Source organism: Bacillus altaicus, assembly GCF_042136375.2.
Taxonomy (GTDB): Bacteria; Bacillota; Bacilli; order Bacillales; family Bacillaceae_G; genus Bacillus_A; species Bacillus_A cereus_U.
The window spans coordinates 2940172-2962956 of record NZ_CM143394.1; the positions used below are offsets into that span (position 1 = coordinate 2940172).

Consider the following 22785-nt stretch of genomic DNA (forward strand, 5'->3'; position numbering starts at 1 on the left):
ATTCAATTAGGGACTAGGGAATTGGATACTATTTCTGACCGCGCTGCATTTCCTGATTCTCCATATAACTACGCATCCGTCGCATATATTCAGGTGCGTCCATCGAATTCCCTGCGATCATTTCAATTATACAGAGTCTTTCGGCGCTTTCCTTTTCAGCATGGATTATAGCTTGATCAAGCTCTCCGTAGGTCCGGACCGTAACGGTAAACGCGTTACCTCCAAAAGCTTCAGCCAGCTTGGTGTAAGACCATCGAGGGATTTGGTTGTACTTTTGATCCTCTGTTTTGACATTTAAATATTTCTCAATTGTATAACCATCGTTGTTCAAGACAAAGATTATGGGCTTGCAGCCGTAATAGAGCATAGAACTGATTTCCTGTGCTGTTAGCTGCAGGGCGCCGTCACCTGTAAACAGCAATACTCGGCGTGCTGGCGCCGCCATAATAGCACCGAACGCCGAAGGGATTGCGTAACCGATGGACTGCCATCCACCTTGCCCAATATATGTTACATTGCCCGGCAGTCTTACCTCTCCCATTCCATTATAAAACGTTCCGGTCTCGGCGATTACAATATCACCCTCTTTCAGCATACGCTGAAAACGCGGATAATAGCCGTCAGCCATTAGAGGTCCGTCAGCAGTAGTTGTTAATTGATCGTAAGGGAATGAAATTTTTTCTGTCAAACCTTTTCCCTTATAACCCACCTTCTGCACGGCAAGTAGCATGTCGGCTGCAAGAACATTCGGATATTCCGCCTCAGCGATTTTAACCATGTCTGGTTGAATATTGACAGTTATCAGTGGGTTCAGTTTTGCGGTAAATTTTGCAGTGTTTGTGTCCGCCCATACCATGCCAATCGCAATGATACAATCTGCATTCTCCACCGTACTTTGGACTTCAGCCCTCCCGAAAGAGCCTAGATACATTCCGATATAATTTGGATGGGTCTCGTCGAATGCCCCCTTCCCGTACAGCATCGTTACAACAGGGACATTCATTGCATCGGCTAGCTGCCGAGTTGCTGTCTGAAGTCCGAAACGCATCGTTTTTACATCCACCAGGATAACCGGTCGTTGGGCACGTTCCAAAAGCGGACGGATATGATTCACTGCAGCCTGAAGGGTATTCGGGTTGGATGCTGGACGTGGTGGTATTGGCTCTGCCCAGACTTTAATCGGCTTGGTCACTAAATCATTAGCTATAACCAGGTATACCGGCTTTTTCTTTTCCTTAGCAATGCGAATCGCAGTCTGAATTTCAATCTTGGCATTTTCCGGCGTAAGTACCGCGGTATATGCCGTAATCTGCTCATACACCTTGCGAAAAACGTCAAAATTCCCATCCATTAAGGTGTGATGCATCAGCTTATGCTCTTTTTGATCCTTCTCAGGAGGCGCACCCACAATGTGTATTATTGGTACATGCTCGCTATTAGCTCCCGCTATCGCATTGCAGGCGCTGAGCTCCCCGACCCCAAATGTCGTAATAAGAGCCGATATTCCTTTGATTCTTGCATAACCATCTGCAGCGTAGCCCGAGTTTAGTTCGTTTCGTCCTTCTATAAAACGGATGCCGTTATAACACTCCAAAGTATCAAGAAGTGTAAAATTATAATCCCCTGCGACGCCGAAAATTTCGGTAATGCCCTCGAGTTTCAGGCAATCGAACAAATACTGGCCAACCGTTTTTTGAGCAGGTCCCCTTTGTAAACCAAAGTTGCCCGTATTAATCATATTGTCCATCGCTTGTTCACTCCTTATCTACTTCTTGGGCTTGTTCTGTTTTATAGTACCCTTTTTGATAATTCCCTTTAATTAAACCGGTTATCCGTTGGGCAACAATTAATGGGGAAGAAATGCTCCTTATCTCTGGAGAAAGTCATAAAACAGGAGAAGGTGGAGAAACACTAAAACATAATGATAAAAACCCACGAAGAAAATGAATTTTCACCGTGGGTTTTAGTTATTTAAATGGACTTTCGGGACACCTAACTCAAGAAGCATCCGCACCTTCAAATTGACTATTATAAAGCGAAGCATAGAAACCATCAGCTTTCAATAGCTCTTCATGATTACCTTGTTCTACAATATCCCCATCTTTCATGACAAGGATTAAATCTGCATCACGTATTGTTGATAATCTATGAGCGATAATGAAGCTTGTTCTACCTTCCATAAGGTTTTCCATCGCTTTTTGAATCAGTACTTCTGTACGAGTGTCAATGGAGCTTGTTGCTTCATCGAGTATTAATATTTTCGGATCCGCTAGAAGGGCGCGGGCAATTGTTAGTAGTTGCTTTTGTCCTTGGGATACATTGCTTGCTTCTTCGTTTAGTTCCATTTGATATTTATTTGGTAATGTTTTTACGAAGCTGTGAACGTGAGCTGCTTTTGCTGCTTCAATTACTTCTTCGTCTGTAGCATCGAGTCTACCGTAACGGATATTTTCCATGATTGGTCCGTTAAATAGCCAAGTGTCTTGCAGTACCATACCAAACATGCTGCGTAGGTCTTCTCGCGTGAAGTCTTTTATATCGTGACCATCTATACATATCGCACCGCTGTTTATGTCATAGAAACGCATTAACAGTTTTACGATCGTTGTTTTACCAGCTCCGGTTGGTCCGACGATTGCTACTTTTTGTCCAGGCTTAATGTTAGCTGAGAAATTATTGATGATGATCTTATCTGGATTGTATCCAAATTGAACATCTTGGAAGGTAACTTCTCCTTGAACTTTTTGCAGTTTCACTGGATTTTCTGCTTCTGGCACTTCCTCTTCTTCTTCTAAAAATTCGAAAACTCTTTCTGCAGCAGCTGCAGTGGATTGAAGTACGTTCGCGATTTGCGCTACTTGAGCGATTGGTTGTGTAAAGCTTCTTACATATTGTACGAAGGCTAAAATATCTCCAACAGCAATGGTTCTCTTTACCGCAAGCCATCCGCCTAAAATAGATACAGCGACGTAACCGATATTACCGATAAATGTCATAATCGGCATCATCATTCCAGATAAAAATTGAGATTTCCAAGCGGAGTGGTAAAGGGTATCATTTACCTTTTCGAATTTCTTTACTTCTTCTTCTTCTTTGTTAAAGGCTTTTACGATATTGTGACCACTATAAATTTCTTCGACCTGACCGTTTACGTGTCCTAAATATTCTTGCTGGGATTTGAAGTATTTTTGTGATCGTTTTACGACTGCCATGATGAGAATCATCGATACTGGCAATATTAAAAGCGCCACTAATGTCATTTGCCAACTGATTGATAACATCATGATGAGTACACCGATGATCGTAATAACAGATGTAATGATTTGCGACATACTTTGGTTTAACGTTTGGCTCACCGTATCTACGTCATTTGTAATTCTCGACAATACTTCGCCGTGCGTTGTTTTATCAAAGTAATTCAGCGGCATACGGTTAATTTTTTCGTCGATTTCTTTTCTGAAGTTATAAGATACTTTTTGAGCTACTCCAGAAATAATGTACCCCTGGATAATACCAAACACAGTGCTCAGTAAATATAATCCAAGGAGTAAAATAACAGTGTTTCCGATATAGGTAAAGTCAATGGCCGCACCGGGTGCTCCTGATACTTTGCTTACGAGTCCTTCGAAAAGTTTTGTTGTCGCATTTCCTAAAATTTTTGGACCAACGATTGTAAAGGCTGCACTACCGATTGCGAAAAGGATAACGACTAAGATTGATAATTTATAGGGCTTCAAGTATTGAAGGAGTTTATTCATCGTTCCTTTGAAGTTTTTTGCCTTCTCAATCTTTCTCATGCCGCCGCCCATAGGACCGCCACCACCAGGACCAGGGCCGCCTTGTCTGCTATTTTCTATTTTTCTATCACTCATGATGACAACTCCTCTCTTGAAAGTTGTGATAAAGCAATTTGCTTATAAACTTCACAGTTTTCCATAAGCTCTTCATGAGTACCAGTTCCAATTATTTTTCCTTCGTCAAGTACAATTATCTTATCGGCAGTCATGATTGTACTGATTCTTTGGGCAATAAGTACAACAGTACTTCCTGTAATCTCATTGTTTAATGCCCTCCGCAATGCTGCGTCTGTCTTAAAGTCAAGAGCTGAGAAACTATCATCGAATATGAAGATTTCTGATTTTTTCGTAAGAGCACGTGCAATAGAAAGTCTTTGTTTTTGACCACCGGAAACGTTCGTACCACCTTGTGATATTTCTGTACGGAAGCTTTCAGGTTTCGCTTTAATAAACTCCATAGCTTGCGCGATTTCTGCCGCTTTTGCGAGTTCTTCTTCAGTTGCTTCTTTCTTACCGTATTTCAAATTACTCTCGATTGTACCTGAGAATAGAACTCCTTTTTGCGGTACATAACCAATTTTCTCTCTTAATTCCTTCTGAGATACTTCTCTAATATCCGTGCCATCTATTAATATTAGGCCGCTTGTGACATCGTAAAAGCGTGGAATTAAGTTGATTAATGTTGATTTACCACTACCTGTACTTCCGATGAAAGCTGTCGTTTCACCAGGTTTTGCAGTAAAGGTGATATTGGAAAGCGCATCTTCTTCTGCACCTGGATATCTAAAACTAACATTTTTAAATTCAACGTAACCTTTCTTGTCTGAAGCAAATGTTTTCGGCTCTTTTACATCACTAATGGTAACGTCAGTATCTAAAACTTCTGCGATACGTTGTGCGGAAACTGAAGCACGTGGAACCATAATAGATACCATTGAAATCATTAAGAAGGCCATGATGATTTGCATTGTATATTGCATAAATGCCATCAAATCACCAACTTGCATATGTCCCATATCCACTTGGTGTGATCCAACCCAAATAATAAGTACAGTAACAGCATTCATGATAAACATCATCATTGGCATCATAAATGACATTAAACGGCTTACAAATAAATTTGTTTTTGTTAAATCTTGATTTCCTTTTTCAAATTTCTTTTCTTCATGTTTTTGATTATTAAAAGCACGAATAACGAGCATACCTGTTAAAGATTCACGAGTGATTAAGTTAATTTTATCTACTAACTTTTGGATACTCTTAAACTTAGGAATCGCGATGCTAAATAAACCAATGACTAAGCTTAAAATCGCGATTACCGCAACTGCGATAATCCATCCCATTGAAAGGTCTGTAGTAAGTACTTTAATAATGCCGCCTATACCTAAAATTGGTGCATAGAATACAATGCGAAGCATCATAACCATAAGTGTTTGAACTTGCTGGACATCATTTGTACTTCTTGTGATTAGAGATGCAGTGGAAAACTTATCAAACTCCGCATTCGAGAAGTTTGTAACTTTCCGGAATACTTTCTTTCTAAGGTCTCTGCCGAGTCCTGCAGCTACTTTTGCAGCAAGTAAACTCACGATAACGGTAGCTGCCATACTTACTAAGGATAAAAGCAGCATTTTCCCGCCGGAAGTAAGAATAAAATTAGATTGAAGCTTATCTATATTGATACCGATCTTTTTATACTCATTCTCAATGAATGAAACGGCTGATTGTGTTACCATGCTGCCTGGCATATTCTTAAACTTTTCATCTGCCTTTTCTTTCATTGCATTGATTTGATCTTGAGGAAGTTTCGCAATGACTGCAAAAGGATCTGTATTTGGAGGAAGCTTCGCTGGTGTTTTGTTGTCACCTGTCGCAGCAGGAGGGAAAGCAGATAATCCGCCTTTTTCAATTCCTTGTGTAATTAACATTGGTTTCCCAAAGATATCGTTAAGTTCGTTAATTGTATTTTTATCTTCTGTATGTAGCTTATAAAGTGGTTCTTTATCAAGCTGTGGGTAATCTTTTAAATCATTTTCTAGTTCACTTTGAGAGAGGCTGTTCTTATCTAAAAGCGCATAGTTGTCAGCTACTTTTTTCTTCTCATTTTCATTCATAAAGAGCGTAACTTTATCCATTTCACTTTTACGAATAACCTCAGGTACTGCATTTTCTACACCTTTTTGTTGAATCCCTACATTGACAATGTTAGACATGTAGTCTGGCAGCGATAGATCGCATACTGCCTGCACAGTTAAAAGACATACAACTGCAATGATGGAAGCAACAAATGGCTTTAAATGTCTGATGATTTTTAACATTTAATTCATCTCTCCATTTTCCTTGTCTAATTTTTTTAGTTTTTACTCCGTTTCTCTCCTTTATTCTTCGTATTCTCAGTAATTCATTTCAGCAGCTCTTTACGCATTTTCGACTACAGATTAATTTTATGACTATATGAAGATATGATGCAATTTTTAGCGTGTAGATGTTGTTTTATAGGACTTAAATCCCAAAATAGAAGTGGTTGGTCTTATCCACCAACCGGAGGGAAATGCTTGACTACTCGGCACTTCAACTATCGGGTGCTAATGTTCAACAACGCGTACCGAAAATAATCAAACATATTTTATAAAAAGTGATTCTATAAAATATGTTTAGAGCCTATTTTGATAACTCTTTTTTTCAAAAACTGGCTTTTAAAATTAGGTAAATCAGCAGTAATAGACTTACCTTTGATCAAACATGTTTATAAACCAACATAACGTACAGGAAATCGGCTTTTCTCTTGCCGATATTTACTTAGCATACAGTAGTCATATATTTTCAAGAATAACGGAAGAATATATAGAAAATGCTACATAAATGTGAAGTTTGATCAACTTAGGGGGGGACAACCTTGTTCAATCAGATAGTAAAAGCTGTACCCAATTTATTTACGATTGGAAATTTATTGTGCGGTGTTTTTTCAATTACCATGAATATGAGTGAATATTTGGAAGTAGCCTCCATTTTTATTTTCTTTTCAGCTATTTCAGATCTCCTTGATGGAAGAATTGCGAGAAAATTAAAAGTGAACAGTGAGTTTGGTGTACAATTGGATTCCTTAGCTGATATTGTTAGTTTCGGAGTTGCTCCTGCACTTTTATTTCATTCGATAGCAACACCATCTATTTTAACTTCTTTGGCATTTATCCTTTTCCCAACGATGGGTGCTTTAAGATTAGCTAAATTTAGTGTAAAACCAACCATTGGATATTTTAAGGGATTACCTATTCCAGCTGCTGGATTACCATTGGCTGGTATGAGCTTGTTTTCATATAGCAATGCATGGATTACATTGCTCCTCGCTCTCTTAATGGTAAGTCCAATTAGGTTTAAAAAACTTTAATTTGGATCCGGCCTATCGCTTTAATTTCATTTGTGAAATCAAGTTGAGGGTTTTGATGTTATTCATCATTTTACGAATACAGCGATGGGACAGACTTTAAAGAGCTTACCTATTGTAATTACTCATAATAGATTGTGAAATTGAATAGCCTCCAGTTTTTGAGGCTATTGTTTATATTTTTGATATGTATAAAAAGAAAGGATATTCGCCTCTATATTGAACGAATCAACCTTTCTTCTCTAATACTTCAAACGATAAAAATGCACTTCGTTGCTATAAAGGGCAAAAAATTTTCGTTTTGTGGGTTATCTATTTTCTTAGCTTGATTGCGATGTGGTGGTACCCCTTGTTTAAAAGAACTCCTACCTCTCAAAATACTTAGTTACGCCCAAACAACATAACAAAAAGATTAGGAAATCACTCCTAATCTTTTTTGTTTATTACTATTCAATTGCCCCAGCAACGTCATAATCGTTTAAATCTAATTCAATCAGTTGTCCTAACGCAAGTTTAGCAAGTTCAGATCCTAAGTATGGTCCCGCAGTTAAACCCGAAGCGCCTAATCCGTTTGCAACGAGAATCCCTTCAAATTTAGGTAGTGGTCCAATAACAGGTAAGAACCCTGGTGTAAACGGTCTAAAGCCCACTCTTGTTTCAATCATTGTACCATCTTCTAAACCAGGCGCTACTGTTAACGCTTTATGGAATACTTCATGTAAACCACCAGCTGTTACACGGTGATCGAAACCAGTATCATTCTCATGCGTTGCACCAATTACGACATGGCCATTGTCAAATGTTAAAATATATTGATCGTTCGGCGGCATAACAACTGGCATATTTTCTGTTGCTGTATTTTCCATTTGTAAATGAACAATTTGTCCTTTTTGGAACGTAACTAAGAAATTAATTCCTAATGGGTTCAAGATTTCGTTCGCCCATGCGCCTGCAGTTACCATTACCTTTTCCGCTACAATTGTTTCGTCATTTACTTTAACTCCCATAATATGATTCCCTTCACGGACTAATACTGCATCACCTTTTATGAAAGTTGCACCATGTTTTTTCGCAGCGCTTATTAATGCGTTGCGTAATAATCTTCCATTTACTCGTGCAGCGCCACTAATATGAACAGAACTATATTCTTCCGATAATGCTGGGAATAATTTTTTCGTTTCTTCAGCTGATAAGCGAGTGATTTCACCAATCTCCGGTGCATCTTCACGGCGTTTATACGCTCGCTCTTCCATTTGATCTAGTTTTTTCTCATCAGTATGTAAACTAATTGCACCTACACGGTTGTAACCTGTATCCGTTTCACCGTCTTCTTCTAATTGCTGAATTAACGAAGAATAGTAACGTGCACCGCCTTTAACGATTTTATACCATGCTTTATTACGACGTTGTGAAAGCCATGGGCATACAATACCCGCTGCTGCATCAGTTGCTTGACCTAACTCTTGACGATCAACAATTGTTACATTTGCACCGGCCTTAGCCAGATGATAGGCAGTAGATGCCCCTAAAATTCCAGCTCCAACTACAATATACGATTTCATTTCAAACACCTTTTCTCTTTTGCTAATTATTTAAATATAAGACCATACTTTAGTATACTGAAAGGAATCCTTTTTTCAATGTGCTCAACGTAATTAATTGTTGCATCATTGTGACGTTCCTAATCATTATTTTTTCTTCTTACGGAATAATTCAATTGTTTTATAGCCTTGTGAAAGGATTTCAATCATTTTCTCAAGACGTTTATCGCGTGTTTTTTCTTGTTTTACAGAAAATAAATTACGTGCCCAATCTTTTTGATATCCAGGTGTTAAACTTTGATAGAATTTCAACTCAGTCGGATGGTCAGTCAATAGTGTTTCCACATCTTGAATTCGATCAGCATAATCAGCAACACATTGACTCGCTACAGGTGTTTTCTTCGCTTTTTTCTTTTCACGTTTTAAACCTACAACTGTAAAGACATCATCCATACTTACCATTCGCGCAAATTTAATTTCGCTTTCCCCCACATATCCATCATCTCCAACGTTTAATGCCGGAAACATCTCATCACGGTGAATAAACGTACTATAACGAGCATTACCTTTTTTCGGATATGCGAAAAACACGTAACCTTTTTCAATTAGTAATTCTTCATTACTAATAATAAAATTCGTTTGTTTCACCATTTCATCAAGTGTTTCTACAAAAATAAAAATGGCATCGTGTTCTTTTGAAAATGCAGTTTCTTTACCCGTAAAAATGTCATAATCACTTGGTTCGTTAATAACGACCATATTTGTATACTTATTAAGTTTCAATTTATCGATAACTGACATAATAATCTTCCTTTACATTAAAAATTCATTGTACATACTTTTTATACTGTTCTAGTGTATTATATCTATTAAGAAAATCAAACTTTAAATTGAGAACGGAATCTACTTGGCTCGAAATAACAAAATAGCCGATTCCAAATAGGAGTCGGCTATTCACTTTTTCATGGTTCAATATTAAAAAGTGAATGTAATAGTTCTCTATATTGATTCCCTGTAATTTCACGCTTACTTTTTTCTCCGTAAATGATTTCAGTTAAACTAGTATTCGTTAAGGAAACATGACCAGAACCCGTCAACTTTACTGCAATGGGTCCTTTATTGAAAATAGATTTCTCATCTTCTATCACTCTTCTTTGAACATCGTTTACTACTGTCTCATCAATAATATGTTTATAAAAAGCATGACAAACTTTCCATTCTCCATCAACATCTATTCTTTCTAGAACATAGTTTCCTTTACTCGTATCTTTTTGTCTTACTCGATACGAACCGTTTTTAGAAGAAACAAGTTCGCCAGTAAACGGTACTGGCACAAGAGGTACTAATGAAGCAATACCTACATCAATTAAGTACCTTACGTTTTCGTAATTTAAAATAATTGTTATATGCCCATCTTCAAGTGCCCAAGCGTTTATATCATTTTTATATACGGTACCTAGTGCGAGTTGTACATCATAACCACTATCTTTTAAAAAATAGTAAAAAAGAGTATTTAATTCATAACAAAGCCCACCTCGAGAACTAGTTAAAATTTTCTCTTGTAAGTTTTTCATAGAAATTGTATTCGCATTACTTGCTATTACATTTAAATTCTCAAACGGGATTGTGTGGGCAAATGCAAAGAGTATTGTACTTAATTCTTCAAATTTTATTTCAGTACGTTTTTCAAGGTTTAATCTTGTAAAGAGTTGATCTTGTAACTTTGTCATATTCAGCACCCCTTAATAAGTTATAAGTTAAAATAATATATGCTGATTGTAAATTTGAAGGGATATTGTAACAATGTACATTTGCAGTTACTGTACCGGTACAAAATTTAAATTTGAAAAACATTTTTATATAAAAATACAAATAAGAGGCACCATCACGGATGCCTCTTTCGAATTACATTTTATATCTTTATTTCAATGAGCTTAATTTTTCAATTGCTTGTTGCTCAGTTGCTAAGAAAAAAATATCCTTACCTTTATTACATTCATAAATGAAATCTTTTAAGCTTTTACCAGTGTACATAGAAAAATCCCCGACGATAGCAATTTTCACGCTGTAATTAATAAACTTTTGAAGAATATCACCCGCAAGACGTGTTTTTAAGTCAAAGAAACTTTCACTTATTAATGATCTATTGATAACAATCCGCTTTGAATCCGCTTCATATTGAACTGTTGCCATGAGATCTAATGCAGATTGAACGTCAGATATTAATACTGTATCGTTTCTGACGACGGCAATATTTATTCCGCCAATTACTACTTTCTTTATTTTCATAGTCTCACTCCTATATACTTTATAAAGTATATATTAAACATGCTGTGTAGATCTTCATGAACACACATAAATGATTTGCCCCTGGCTCAATAACCTCTATTTCATCGTAAATAAATATTGTTTTAAAACTTCTCATACGGTCAATGAAATTAAGGGTAATCTATCTTTTTACTATTTTTGAAAATTTATCTCTCACAATAACTTAATAAATTATCAAAAGAAGTAATCTCGGCATATGGTTTAGTGTCGGTATTATTCTTAATCATATTAGGATTGAACCATATGCCCCTTATATTTGCATTTTGACAACCAGCAATATCCTTTTCTAAGTCATCTCCAACAAATAGTACATCTTCTGATTGTACATTTAGCTTATTTAATGCTAATTCAAATATGCGTTTGTCAGGTTTACTAAATCCCGCTTCTTCAGAAATAATGATTGTATCAAAATAACGATTCAAATTCGTGTTAATTATTTTTGCTTTTTGCCTCTGAGTTGAGCCATTTGTTATAATTCCAACTTTAATATGTGACTTTATAGTAATTATGATATTAATAGTATTTTGGTTTATAGAAAAACATTTCGGGAAATTATTATTCCAGAAGTCTTGAATGCAATTGCGTGGTAATCTATATTTCGGTGGGAATTCATCAAAAAACGATTCCAAAACCTTTACTTTATCACTATGACCATAGCTTTTTTTATCATATTCCTTGAATTTCTGTAACATTGCGTTTTTTACTGCATGTTGTTCAACATCCCCATAAAACTCCTCTAAAATAATGGAAAACAGTTTATCTACTGCCTTATCCCTATCAAGTAACGTATCATCTAAATCAAATAGCATTGCTTTATAACCCCTCAAATAATTTCACAACCTTTCTCGCATTATATAAATAATCCCTAGTTCGTACCTTTAAACTTTGGGTTTATCAAAAGAGTTGTTATTTATGTGAGAATAACGATCAAACAGAGTAAAGGATTTATTTTCACCTTCCCAGAGAATTAATTTTAGCCTTAAAATTCAGTTGTTTTTCTCCGGATCAATTAAATGCTCAACTACTTCGAATGTATTTCAAGTTCCTTCCTCTTTATTACAATGTAGCCATTCGCCGGATAAACTAGATAAAAAAAACTCCAAAGTTTGTGGCACGCGCTCTAGTATTTCGGTAGCTTCTTTTATATTGAAATTCATTTCCTTTTCCCCTTCTGGTAAAGAAGCAAAAGTATATTTTCATACAGTTTTAAGAAATTACACGCAATTTACATTATTATACATTAGTTTTACTTAAATATTAATCATTCATTTTATTGAACGTGGAGCTAACACAATAATCGTCTTGTGAAATCTCCTAATTTATCTCCACATAAACTCCAGATAGTAAGGCTATAATGACTACCAGAGGTGATATTATGAAAAACTATCATATTCTCGTGGTAGAAGACGATCAAGAAATTCAGGAATTAATTAAACAATTTTTAATGACACAACAGTATACAGTTGTAGTTGCATCAGATGGATTAGAGGGTATGACACAATTTAATAAGCAATCCTTTGATTTAATTCTTCTAGATATAATGATGCCCAATCTTAATGGATTTGAAGTATCCAAGATGATTCGAAGTCAGTCAAACGTACCAATTATTATGCTAACTGCATTGGAAGAAGAGGAAGATCAAATGAAAGGGTTCGATCTTGGAATCGATGATTATATAACAAAACCCTTTTCGTTTCATGTTTTGATTAGACGAGTCGAAGCTGTACTTAGAAGAAGTTATGATAAAAATGTAAATAATCATTTGGTATTTAAAGAAGTGCGTATCGATGTTGATGCATATAGAGTATATGTAAATGACGTTGAAATTTTATTAACGACAAAAGAGTTTGAAATTCTACAACTACTATTTCAAAATGAGAGAAAAGTACTCACAAGAGAAAATATCGTAGAAAAAGTTTGGGGGTACGATTATTTTGGAGAAACACGAATAATTGATACACACATTAAAAACCTACGTAAAAAATTAGCTATTCCTTACATTAAAACAGTAAAGGGTATTGGTTATAAAATTGATGAGTAGCATTATAAAAATTATGAAGATGAAGCAAATTACTTATAAACTCTTTATGACTACCTCTCTCATTTTGTTATCCTTTGCAGTATTGATTTATTTAACTTTATACTTCTTTCTCCCTACGTTTTATGAACAATACAAAACAGATCAACTTCAAACAGGGATAAAAGAAATCATTGATAAGTCTAAAGATCTTACGTTTCAAGATGCGATACCACTTTTTGATGAATATGCCAAAAAAAATAATGCGATGCTTTATCTTCAAAATAATGAGGGAATAATTAAATACTCTCCTTCATTTTCTTTTACTCAAAATGGTTCGCAAACAACAGTAGTTACTAGAGCGACACGGTTCGAGAATGCAGGTACCCTTAGCAATTCATATAACGTTACGAAACCAATTCAATTTCAAGATGGTAGTTTAACGCTTATAGTCTTTGCTACATTTCAACCAATTGATGAAGCTTCACAGGTTTTAGTACGCTTTCTCCCCTATATTAGTATCATTGTACTCATAATTGGTGTAGGGAGTGCTTATTTCTATTCCAGGTTTATTACAAAACCACTTATTTATATTAATGAGGGTGCACAAAAGATGGCAAATTTAGATTTCTCCGAAAAAATTGAGGTTCGCTCTACAGATGAGTTAGGAGAATTATCTAATAGTTTGAATGACATGTCTATTAACTTACAACAAGCTATGTTTGATTTAAAAAAAGCAAATCAACAATTAAAAAATGATATTGAAAAAGAACGAGAAATAGAAACAAAACGCAGAGAGTTTTTTGCGATTGTAGCACATGAATTAAAGACCCCTCTTACTGTAATGAAAGGATACTTAGAAGGGATGATATACAATATTGGCCCTTATCAAAATCGTGATCAATATTTAAAGAAAAATCATCAAATTATTGAAATTATGGAACAATTAGTTCGTGAAATTTTAAGCATGTCGAAATTAGAACAACACACCTTTAAACTAAAAGTAGAAGAAGTTAATCTTTCGAAGTTAATAGATACAATCACAAAAGATCTCGAATTTTTTGCTTCTCAAAAAAGCATCCAAATAATAAAAGAAATTGATTCTGATCTTTCTGTTTATACAGATCGTGTTCTTTTTGAAAAAGCATGTAAAAATATTATCCATAATGCGGTTATGTATTCACCACATAATGAAAAAGTCTATATAAAGTTAAGTGAGGATTCTAAACAAGGTCAAATCAAAATGCAAATTATGAATACAGGTGTCAATATTAAAGAAGAGGATATACAACAAATTTTCAAACCATTTTATCGAATTGAAAAATCAAGGAATCGAAATACTGGAGGAAGTGGTTTGGGGCTATATATTGTTAAACAAATTCTTGAAACGCTAGATATAAAGTATTCTATAAAGAATATGGGACGTAGTGTACAATTTAGCATGAACATTCCATTATCTAAACAAAAAACAAACAAACTCCCCTCTTAGTAGGACGAGTTTGTTTGTTTTTTGTAGTTTTAGTATTGTTATTTTTCGAGTTACTTTTTAAGCAATATTGGGATTAGTTTTTTTACCAATCCACATACCTAAGCCCACCATGCCAAGCCAACAGCAAATTGCTAACATAAACATCAATCGTTGTACGGATAACCCTTCAATCTGCATTTGACCCTTCCCAACAATTGTTTGGAAAAGTTGCGACCATTCGACATCGTAAAACACCCCTACTCCCACAATCACAATCAATATAAAAAATTGTAAAAATATATTCCCCATATTTCTCCATGTTGTGTAAATGAGTAAAGAAAGCTCTCTATGTGTAGCATTCACCATATATACTTTCATATTATTTTGAGAAGAAATACTATTAATGGCATAGCTCCCAAATGTAACGCTAAGGACTATAAATATTGGAGAATAAAACCCGAATATCATGATTAAAGTACTTACTAAAAACAAATGGATTGGATTAACTTTCTTAGCAGCTTTGATATCTAAAAATATGGACATCAAAATCCCTAATAGGTATGGTCCAACTACAATGAAAATACAGGTTAACATGTTATAGAAAGTAAAACTATAAAAAATACCCATCAAAAATAAATATCCATTTCCTAATCCAAGTAAAAATGATTCTGCCTTTAAGCGAATTGGTAAAGAAGATGAAAGTTTATGAAAGAACTTTCCTTTCAACAAACTCAAAAACATGAAACAAATAAGCGCTATAGAAAGTAGAAAAAAATAAAAAATATATTGTTCATTATTTATGTTACGACTTGTTCGTATCAAAAGAATAAGCATTGAGACAAAAAGAAACTTTCCTACAACCGATACGATGGAGATAGGTAAAAGCCCTTTGGCTAACTCTATTTTCGGCATTTTTTTTATAGCAAAAAGGATACTGATTAAACAAATCCCATATATGCATGTTATCAGCGGCGGCGATAAAAAACTAATCGCTAACAATACGATTATTAGTAAAAGAAAAACGATACCAATAATAATCGCTTGTTGATTTTTAGTATAAACCTTTCCCCCGCCTTCCACATGTAGAAACAATAAAGTACTCGTCATGGTAGAAATTGTACTAACTGCAAAACCAGAAAATAACGCACTTATTTCTAGCCATCTTGAACTCCATCCAAAGAAAGTAACACTAAGTAATGATACTATCAGAATAGAAACAGTCCAATATAAGGAGCGGTGAATCCCAGCCTTATTCACAATAGGTATCCAGATAAACACACCCGTCATATAAGTTGTATAAAACAAGATTGATGGCCAGTATCCCTCAAAGCCTTTCGAAATCTGTAATCCATAAACAATGTAAATAAGCATGGGTGTAAAGATAGTCGTTATTAGTAGACTAAATGTAGTTATACTTTGCACCACAAGTCTTTTTTGCTTTGTCGTATGTATCGTATAACACCTCACTTAAAATGAAATCAGTAGTTGTTATTACTTATTCTGTCCGAAATGAGGTTGTTATATATGCGCAATCCAATTGAAATTCCCATTACGAGGTAAACTCAATCTAAATCCACATTAAATTAAGTGGCGTGCAAAAAAGGTAGATTTTGTGATTCTTATAAATAAAATTAATGGATATATTCAAAACCTTAATCATAAATGGAACAAATGTGTTACTTAGATTGTCTATTACGTATAAAAAAGGTGCTTTTGGTAGTTCTCTCATTTTGTAATGCAAGAAACACAAGATGAGTGCTATCTGGTACATTTATTAATTGTATCGGTATGTAAAATACCTATACAAAATCCATAAATTCTTGAAAGAGGTTGAAAATGTATGATAGTTTCAAAGAAGTTTTTTCACATTTCGCATTATAAAAAGATGTTACCTGTAGTATTACTTTCATGTGTAACGCTTATAGGCTGTTCCAATAGTAATATTCAATCCGCACCACCGAAACAAACCAAACAAGAAAATACAAGTAATCATTCTTTTGTAAAGCTGGAAAAAGAATATGATGCTAAGCTTGGTATTTATGCATTGGACACAGGTACGAATCAAACCGTTACTTATCGTTCAGATGAATGGTTTGCATACGCATCTACCCACAAAGCCCTTGCTGTGGGAGCACTGTTACAAAAGAAATCAATAGAAGATTTAGATCAAAGAATTAAGTATACTAGCAAAGATCTTGTGAATTACAATCCAATTACTGAAAAATATGTAGATACAGGTATGACTCTGAAAGAGCTTGCGGATGCTTCCATTCGATATAGCGATAATACTGCACAAAATCTTATTCTTAAACAATTAGGTGGGCCAAGTGAATTCAAAAAATCACTGAGAGAAATAGGAGATACTGTCACAAATCCTGAACGTTTTGAACCAGAATTAAACGAAGTGCAGCCAGGAGACACTCGTGATACTAGTACCCCAAAGGCATTAGCTACTAGTCTTCAAGCATACGCGCTAGGCGATATACTTTCAGTTGAGAAACGGAACTTTTTAATAGATTTGATGAAAAGAAATACAACGGGGGACAACTTAATTCGTGCTGGAGTTCCAGGAGAATGGGAAGTAGCCGATAAGACTGGCTCTGGCTCTTATGGAACAAGGAATGATATTGCAATCATTTGGCCACCAAATAAAAAGCCAATTATGCTTGCGATACTTTCTAATCATGCGAAAGAAGATGCGAAATACGATGATAAACTTATTGCAGATGCAACTAAAATAGTGTTAGACGATTTAAAAGTAACGAATAAATAATTACTCCAAAGAATGACTTAGTTAAAATTCATATTTCATTTGAAGACCGTTGATATTGAAAGAGTACAAAAAAGAACCTGTAGAATATACTACAAGTTCTTTTTCAAAAATTGTTAAAAAGGGAATAACAAACTATCTTAACATTCAATACAGGGAGACCATTTTGATTATGGCTTTGTTATATTGTATATCAAATATAAATATTTGAAGAAACTGATTTCGAAAATTATGTGAATTAAAAAACTAGGGTGTTTATATTAAATTTCGTTTACTACCAACTTCTTCTTACTTAAATAGACTGCACGATCTGATTTTTTAGCAACTTCCTGTGAGTGCGTCACAACAATAATACATTTATTTTCTTTATGTGCAAGTTCTTGAAACAGTTCTATTATATCCATTGCCGTTTCTTCGTCGAGGTTTCCTGTCGGCTCATCCGCAATCAGTAAATCAACATTACAAGATAACGCTCGAGCGATTGCTACACGCTGCTGTTGCCCGCCACTTAGTTGCAGAACATTTCGTTTCGCTTCTACTTCTGTAAGTCCTACTTTCTCTAATAATTCTAACGCCCTTGCCGTTTTATTTTGCACTTTAACACCTGTAATTTCCATTGCTGTTAAGACATTTTGAAGAGCAGTCATATAGGTAATCAAATTATAAGATTGGAAAATTACCGATACATTTTGATTACGGTACCGATCCAAACCAATTTTTCGAATATCCTTTCCATTAAACAGTACATAACCATTTTTAGGTATATCTAGCCCACAACCTAAGCTAAGAGTAGTGGTTTTACCAGATCCGGATGGTCCTAGAATCGTGTAAAAATGTCCTTTTTGAAAAGAAAAGTTAACATTGTCTAGTATCGCTACTTTTTTTCCGTTACTTTCATAATAATAATCTAAGTTTTTAAATTGTAAAATCGTCTCCATATCGAGCCTCCTTATTCATCTTTTAAAAGAATTTGTTTTGGATTCAGGCGTAGAATAGATAATGCTGGAAGAAGCGTTGCTAATATAGCAATAGCTAGTCCAATCCCTCCCATTTTCCCTACATCTTCTCCTGTTACACTTACATTAATTTTATCAATTGGATCCTCTTTTTGATTTTGTACAGTTCCACCAGGTCCAGCTACCATTACAGTTCCATTTTGTGGGGTGTTTGTTTCTTCTCCTGCTGTAGCAATTTCACTCGAAAGTAAATTATTCCCTATGAATTGAGAAATTTTTGCTCCTGTTGTTATGGATAATCCAAATGCTAAAATAGCGATACATACTACTTCTACTACGAACTGCGCCATCAGTTTCCACTTTTTCTCTCCAATGGACAATAGAATCCCCATTTCCTTACGACGTGCTTTAATCGATAACATAATGATTAACCCTAAAATAATCGCACCTGCAATTGATACAATATAAATAATCATTTGAGAAGTAGATGAGATATTTTCGATAGGCCCAATCATTTGTTTGTACAACGAATCATGTGCATCTAATTTATAATAATTAAAATCAATATCAGATTTTTTTGCTTCTTCTTTAAATGCTTCAATGTTTTGTGGATCTTTCAAGAAATACACGACTTGAATGCTACTTATACCTTGATCTATTTCTAATTTTTTCATAGTTGAATGCGGCATATATAGTTTATTAGCTGGATCCATTATAGGAGGAGCTTGTTGCCCCATTGCTTGCTCATTCGTTTCGTAAATACCGATAATTTCAACCTCCAGGGTTTCCTTCTTATCCCCTGATTGCACTTTAACTTTGTCTCCTACTTTCAAGTTGTTTAATTCCGCTAATCGTTTTTCCATTAAAGCTACATTCTGATCTTTCATCTGTTCTGTAATTGGTTTCCCATCAATGATTTTACTTTTTCCATTCTTAAAGCTTTCTTGTAATGCAGTTTTGCGAACTCCCTCAATCATAAAAGAAGAATTCATATCTATTTCTGTACCGGAGCCTGAACCGCCTCGTACAGCCGCCATTCCCGCCTTACCTTTTCCTTCTTCTTCTCCTTCTGAAGCTCCTACTAGTTTAAGTCCGTCAGAAATTCCGAGAGTGCTAGTTATGTAATTATAGTCTTTTACATACTTTGACTTCGCTAATTGATCTGCTTCTTTTGTATTAAGCTTCGGTGGATTAGGCATCTCTCCAGTTTCCCTAGCTTGTTGACCTAATTTGTCAAAATCAAGACTTAAAGTAACATCTGCACCGAGTTTTTTTCTTGCTGCATCAGCAGCTTTTTTTGATGCATTTTGGATTGTGAATCCTGCCAACACTAAATTTGTAACAATTAGGAAAACTGCCATCAAAATTAATGATGTTCCTACTCTTTTTTTCATACTGAGAATTGCTCGTTTCATAAAGTTCATTTTTTCTTACCTCCTTGATAACTTGTATTCTATATAGGTTATCTAGAGTCTATATGGAGCTAATCGGTAGTTTATCTAGAGATATAAGGAGTTTATGTGTAGTTATTCATTGACCTGGTCAAGAAAGACCGGAACACAAATCCAAAAACGTAATCGTTTTTGAATATTGATAAAGAGGCAGTCCTTAGTTAGGTTAAGATTCATTGAATGAGAGCATATAAATCCATGCTTATCACGTAATTTCTATACAACAAATAAAAACCACCCTATTTGGATGGTTATATGTGTGCTTGTTAAATATGAAAATTCATTAAAGAATATGGAATTTTATTGAAGTTGGTCGGATTTTCTAATAATAATATGGTGTTAAAAAGCCTAACTTATAATTTTATAAGTTAGGCTTTTATGCTATCTATAAGAAAAAGTTATAGAGACTCATAATATTTTATAATTTAACCTTTTGTATTTAAACAAGTAAAATAAAAGTAACAAGTGCATACATTAAGGAGGTTTTTTGATAGTGACAGAAACTATAACATTTAGGATTGCAACGGCAGATGATTTAGATACAATTGTAAAAATGCTTGCTGATGATGTTTTAGGAAATAAAAGAGAGTGCTATGAAACACCACTCCCTGATAGTTATATAAGAGCATTTCATGCTATTGATTGTGATCCAAATAACGAGTTGATTGTAGCGTGTGATGGGACGGAGATTGTCGGTATTCAACAAATTACATTTACGCCTTACATTGTACGTCAAGGGGGTTGGAGAGCTACAATTGAGGGTGTACGGACAGCCTCATCAAAACGTGGTAAAGGTATAGGAAGTAAACTTATTAAATGGGCTATTCAACGTGCTAAATTACGGGGATGTCATTTAGTACAGTTAACAACAGATAAAGAACGACAAGAAGCTTTACACTTTTATAAGAAATTAGGTTTTAAAGATTCTCATGAAGGATTAAAACTCTTTCTCTAATGAATATAGCTATTTATATACCAAAAAGACGTATATTGTAAGGTTAATTAACTATAGGCTTCGAAAATTATGGTAACTATCACTGTATTAAATATACAAATTGACACATTGTCTTTCATATAAATTACGTCACTTCAAAAAGTGTACCTTTTGATACGAAAATAAGCAAGTTAATGTTCTCTTTTATGAATGAGGAATATTAACTTGCTTTTTAGGTTTTTGTAAAAGATATTTATAGTTTTATTTTATTGATAGCTTTATAATATAATATACAAATTCCCCACCTGCTTTATAATTCAAGCATCTACTATTAGGAAAAGAGAATATTTTACAATTAATTTACAGCATAAATTTTGTCCATCTTTTAGACGATATGTATTTGGGAGGAGGTTAATTTGATTTTTTCAAAACTCATTGATCGATACGCCTTGTATGATTTGCACAAAAAAAGAAGTGTAAAGTTTCAGTATACTTCTCTTTCTAACACCTCACTATATATAAAGGACATAGAATTTTTTTATAAAGTAAAACCATCTCATATTCATTTTAACATTAAGCATTTAAAACAAGAAAAGGAATACATGGTTGGACAATTCAAATATAAAAGCTCGGTTCAATCTGGTGATTCACGCAACGATTCTGTCACTGTGGAATTATTTTTACATAAAAATGAAGATGCACCTCATGTCATCTTTGTTCACGGTTGGAGAATGGATTCTAACGAACGTGTAAAAAAAATATTCCACGACCATATGACCAACTTGAAGTGGAATATGTATTATTTCACTTTACCATATCATTTTGACAGAAAACCGAACCAATCCCTATACAGTGGAGAGTACATGGTAAGTGCCAATGTTGAACGAACTGTAGAAGCAACTAGACAAGCGGTAGCTGATTTACGAACTTTGATCAAATGGATTAAAGAAAATAAAAATGGTCCCTTGATTTTAATAGGAATCAGTTTAGGTGGAGTTATTACTAACTTAACATCTCTTGTTGAACCAGAAATTGATGTGTTAGCATCCATTTTCTACGCGGATCGACTCTCATATTCAATTTGGAAGACAAATCCAGGTAAATTTATTAGAGAAGATTTGGAACATCATGGTGTTACGTATGATGATTTAATAGCTTATTGGAAAATCACTGAACCGAGTCAAGCGTTACCAAAAGTAAAAAAAGAAAATATTTTATTAATTTCAGGTAAGCACGATCTATATGTGCACTCTGAGGATACGGACTATTTGTGGGAATCCTGGGAAAGACCTACGCGATATATTTATACATGTGGACATGCCGGGATTGTTCTTAAACGTAAAAAAATTGCAACTGATACTATCAATTTTATTCAGAATCGATTGAACTCCTCACACTTCCCCAAAGACATGCCTTAAAGTGAGGGATTACTAAGTATAGAATCTTATACTTGTAATCTTTCATTTTATACCAAGTTCATTTCATATGGAAAAGGGTTACTCATCATTTTCACCAGGGGCTTATTTTTATAAAAAGAAATTATTGTTGTTTACCCTTTATATGCAATATTACATATAAAAATCTTTAATTGTTCTGTTATAATTTTAAGAGTAAATTATTCATCCATTAATTTACACCATCCATATCTACAGTTATGGAAACCCTAATTACATATAAAAAAGAGAAGAACCTTGGTGAGTTCTTCTCTTTTTTATATTTTTTTAAGATTACTATCCAAAGTAATTATTGCAATTACTTTAAGCTGGCTTTTGAATTATAAATTCTGATTTTCATACTTCTTCATGAGTCTAGATAAGAAAAAAGAATCTACTCCTTTTCTAGCCAAATAAAAGGAATTTTTTTAAACAGTTATTTTAATTTGTACTGTTCTCCTATATTAATGCCTGCCCATGAGTATTTCCCTGAATTATATATTAAGGAATGAAAATGTATTAATTCTTTCCGAGTATGAATTCGAATAGGTATCACTTGCAATATGTCATTAAAATAAAAAGGATTATCACTTGGTTTAATTAGAAAACTAAGTGTACATAAATACAACGACATGAAAACACTTTGCTCCTAAATCTACTACTTGTATTATTGGTTGCGTGAAACTCCTTCTTGAGAAAGGCTTT

General features: G+C 34.5%; 16 protein-coding genes and 1 pseudogene. 6 read left to right on the forward strand and 11 right to left on the reverse strand.

What is annotated here, in order from left to right; translation table 11 throughout:
- Positions 1-28: 28 nt before the first annotated feature.
- The 3 genes from ACE38F_RS15430 to ACE38F_RS15440 all read right to left on the reverse strand — a co-directional run bounded on the left by ACE38F_RS15430 (position 29) and on the right by ACE38F_RS15440 (position 6115).
- Positions 29-1747, reverse strand: a complete 1719-nt coding sequence (locus ACE38F_RS15430; RefSeq protein WP_375369069.1) for an alpha-keto acid decarboxylase family protein — start codon at positions 1745-1747, stop codon at positions 29-31.
- Between the two features lie 250 nt (positions 1748-1997).
- Complete coding sequence (locus tag ACE38F_RS15435) at positions 1998-3872, reverse strand: ABC transporter ATP-binding protein (RefSeq protein ID WP_375369070.1); 1875 nt, start codon at positions 3870-3872, stop codon at positions 1998-2000.
- Entirely contained in the window at positions 3869-6115 is a 2247-nt protein-coding gene (locus tag ACE38F_RS15440) for an ABC transporter ATP-binding protein (protein WP_375369071.1), read from the reverse strand. The genes ACE38F_RS15435 and ACE38F_RS15440 overlap by 4 nt, the downstream gene beginning before the upstream one ends.
- Positions 6116-6693: 578 nt before the next feature.
- Between ACE38F_RS15440 and pssA the strand changes: the two genes are divergently transcribed.
- A complete protein-coding gene (gene pssA / locus ACE38F_RS15445; RefSeq protein ID WP_375369072.1) occupies positions 6694-7185 on the forward strand; it encodes a CDP-diacylglycerol--serine O-phosphatidyltransferase in 492 nt (163 codons plus the stop codon).
- A gap of 443 nt (positions 7186-7628) precedes the next feature.
- Here the strand turns inward: pssA and ACE38F_RS15450 are convergent, their stop codons facing one another.
- The 5 genes and pseudogenes from ACE38F_RS15450 to ACE38F_RS15470 form a co-directional block, all read right to left on the reverse strand.
- Complete coding sequence (locus ACE38F_RS15450; RefSeq protein WP_375369073.1) at positions 7629-8744, reverse strand: NAD(P)/FAD-dependent oxidoreductase; 1116 nt, start codon at positions 8742-8744, stop codon at positions 7629-7631.
- Positions 8745-8870: 126 nt separating this feature from the next.
- Complete coding sequence (locus tag ACE38F_RS15455; RefSeq protein WP_375369074.1) at positions 8871-9524, reverse strand: YdeI/OmpD-associated family protein; 654 nt, start codon at positions 9522-9524, stop codon at positions 8871-8873.
- Positions 9525-9685: 161 nt separating this feature from the next.
- Positions 9686-10453 carry an arylamine N-acetyltransferase family protein gene (locus ACE38F_RS15460; RefSeq protein WP_215556450.1) on the reverse strand — a complete coding sequence of 256 codons (768 nt, stop codon included), beginning with the start codon at positions 10451-10453 and terminating at the stop codon, positions 9686-9688.
- Positions 10454-10643: 190 nt separating this feature from the next.
- Positions 10644-11012, reverse strand: a complete 369-nt coding sequence (locus ACE38F_RS15465) for a DUF4180 domain-containing protein (RefSeq protein WP_215556449.1) — start codon at positions 11010-11012, stop codon at positions 10644-10646.
- Between the two features lie 171 nt (positions 11013-11183).
- Positions 11184-11860 (reverse strand): annotated as a pseudogene (locus tag ACE38F_RS15470) (HAD-IA family hydrolase).
- A 566-nt stretch (positions 11861-12426) separates the two neighbouring features.
- Here ACE38F_RS15470 and ACE38F_RS15475 point away from each other — a divergent pair.
- Both ACE38F_RS15475 and ACE38F_RS15480 read left to right on the forward strand, forming a co-directional pair.
- Positions 12427-13092, forward strand: coding sequence for a response regulator transcription factor (locus ACE38F_RS15475; protein ID WP_375369075.1), 666 nt, complete (start codon positions 12427-12429; stop codon positions 13090-13092).
- A complete protein-coding gene (locus ACE38F_RS15480) occupies positions 13085-14557 on the forward strand; it encodes a sensor histidine kinase (protein ID WP_375369077.1) in 1473 nt (490 codons plus the stop codon). Before ACE38F_RS15475 ends, ACE38F_RS15480 begins: the two co-directional genes overlap by 8 nt.
- Before the next feature lie 57 nt (positions 14558-14614).
- Here the strand turns inward: ACE38F_RS15480 and ACE38F_RS15485 are convergent, their stop codons facing one another.
- The gene (locus ACE38F_RS15485) at positions 14615-15907 is read right to left on the reverse strand and encodes a hypothetical protein (RefSeq protein WP_375369347.1); all 1293 of its coding nucleotides are present in this window, start codon (positions 15905-15907) and stop codon (positions 14615-14617) included.
- 469 nt (positions 15908-16376) lie between these two features.
- Between ACE38F_RS15485 and bla the strand changes: the two genes are divergently transcribed.
- A complete protein-coding gene (gene bla, locus ACE38F_RS15490; RefSeq protein ID WP_375369078.1) occupies positions 16377-17309 on the forward strand; it encodes a class A beta-lactamase in 933 nt (310 codons plus the stop codon).
- Between the two features lie 257 nt (positions 17310-17566).
- Here bla and ACE38F_RS15495 read toward each other — a convergent pair whose 3' ends face one another.
- Positions 17567-18244 carry an ABC transporter ATP-binding protein gene (locus tag ACE38F_RS15495; protein WP_002200387.1) on the reverse strand — a complete coding sequence of 226 codons (678 nt, stop codon included), beginning with the start codon at positions 18242-18244 and terminating at the stop codon, positions 17567-17569.
- 11 nt (positions 18245-18255) lie between these two features.
- Positions 18256-19686, reverse strand: coding sequence for an ABC transporter permease (locus ACE38F_RS15500; RefSeq protein WP_002085363.1), 1431 nt, complete (start codon positions 19684-19686; stop codon positions 18256-18258).
- A gap of 520 nt (positions 19687-20206) precedes the next feature.
- Here ACE38F_RS15500 and ACE38F_RS15505 point away from each other — a divergent pair.
- Together ACE38F_RS15505 and ACE38F_RS15510 are read left to right on the forward strand one after the other, a co-directional pair.
- Positions 20207-20668 carry a GNAT family N-acetyltransferase gene (locus tag ACE38F_RS15505; RefSeq protein WP_375369080.1) on the forward strand — a complete coding sequence of 154 codons (462 nt, stop codon included), beginning with the start codon at positions 20207-20209 and terminating at the stop codon, positions 20666-20668.
- Between the two features lie 395 nt (positions 20669-21063).
- Positions 21064-22065, forward strand: coding sequence for an alpha/beta hydrolase (locus ACE38F_RS15510; protein ID WP_375369081.1), 1002 nt, complete (start codon positions 21064-21066; stop codon positions 22063-22065).
- The last annotated feature ends 720 nt before the right edge of the window (positions 22066-22785 follow it).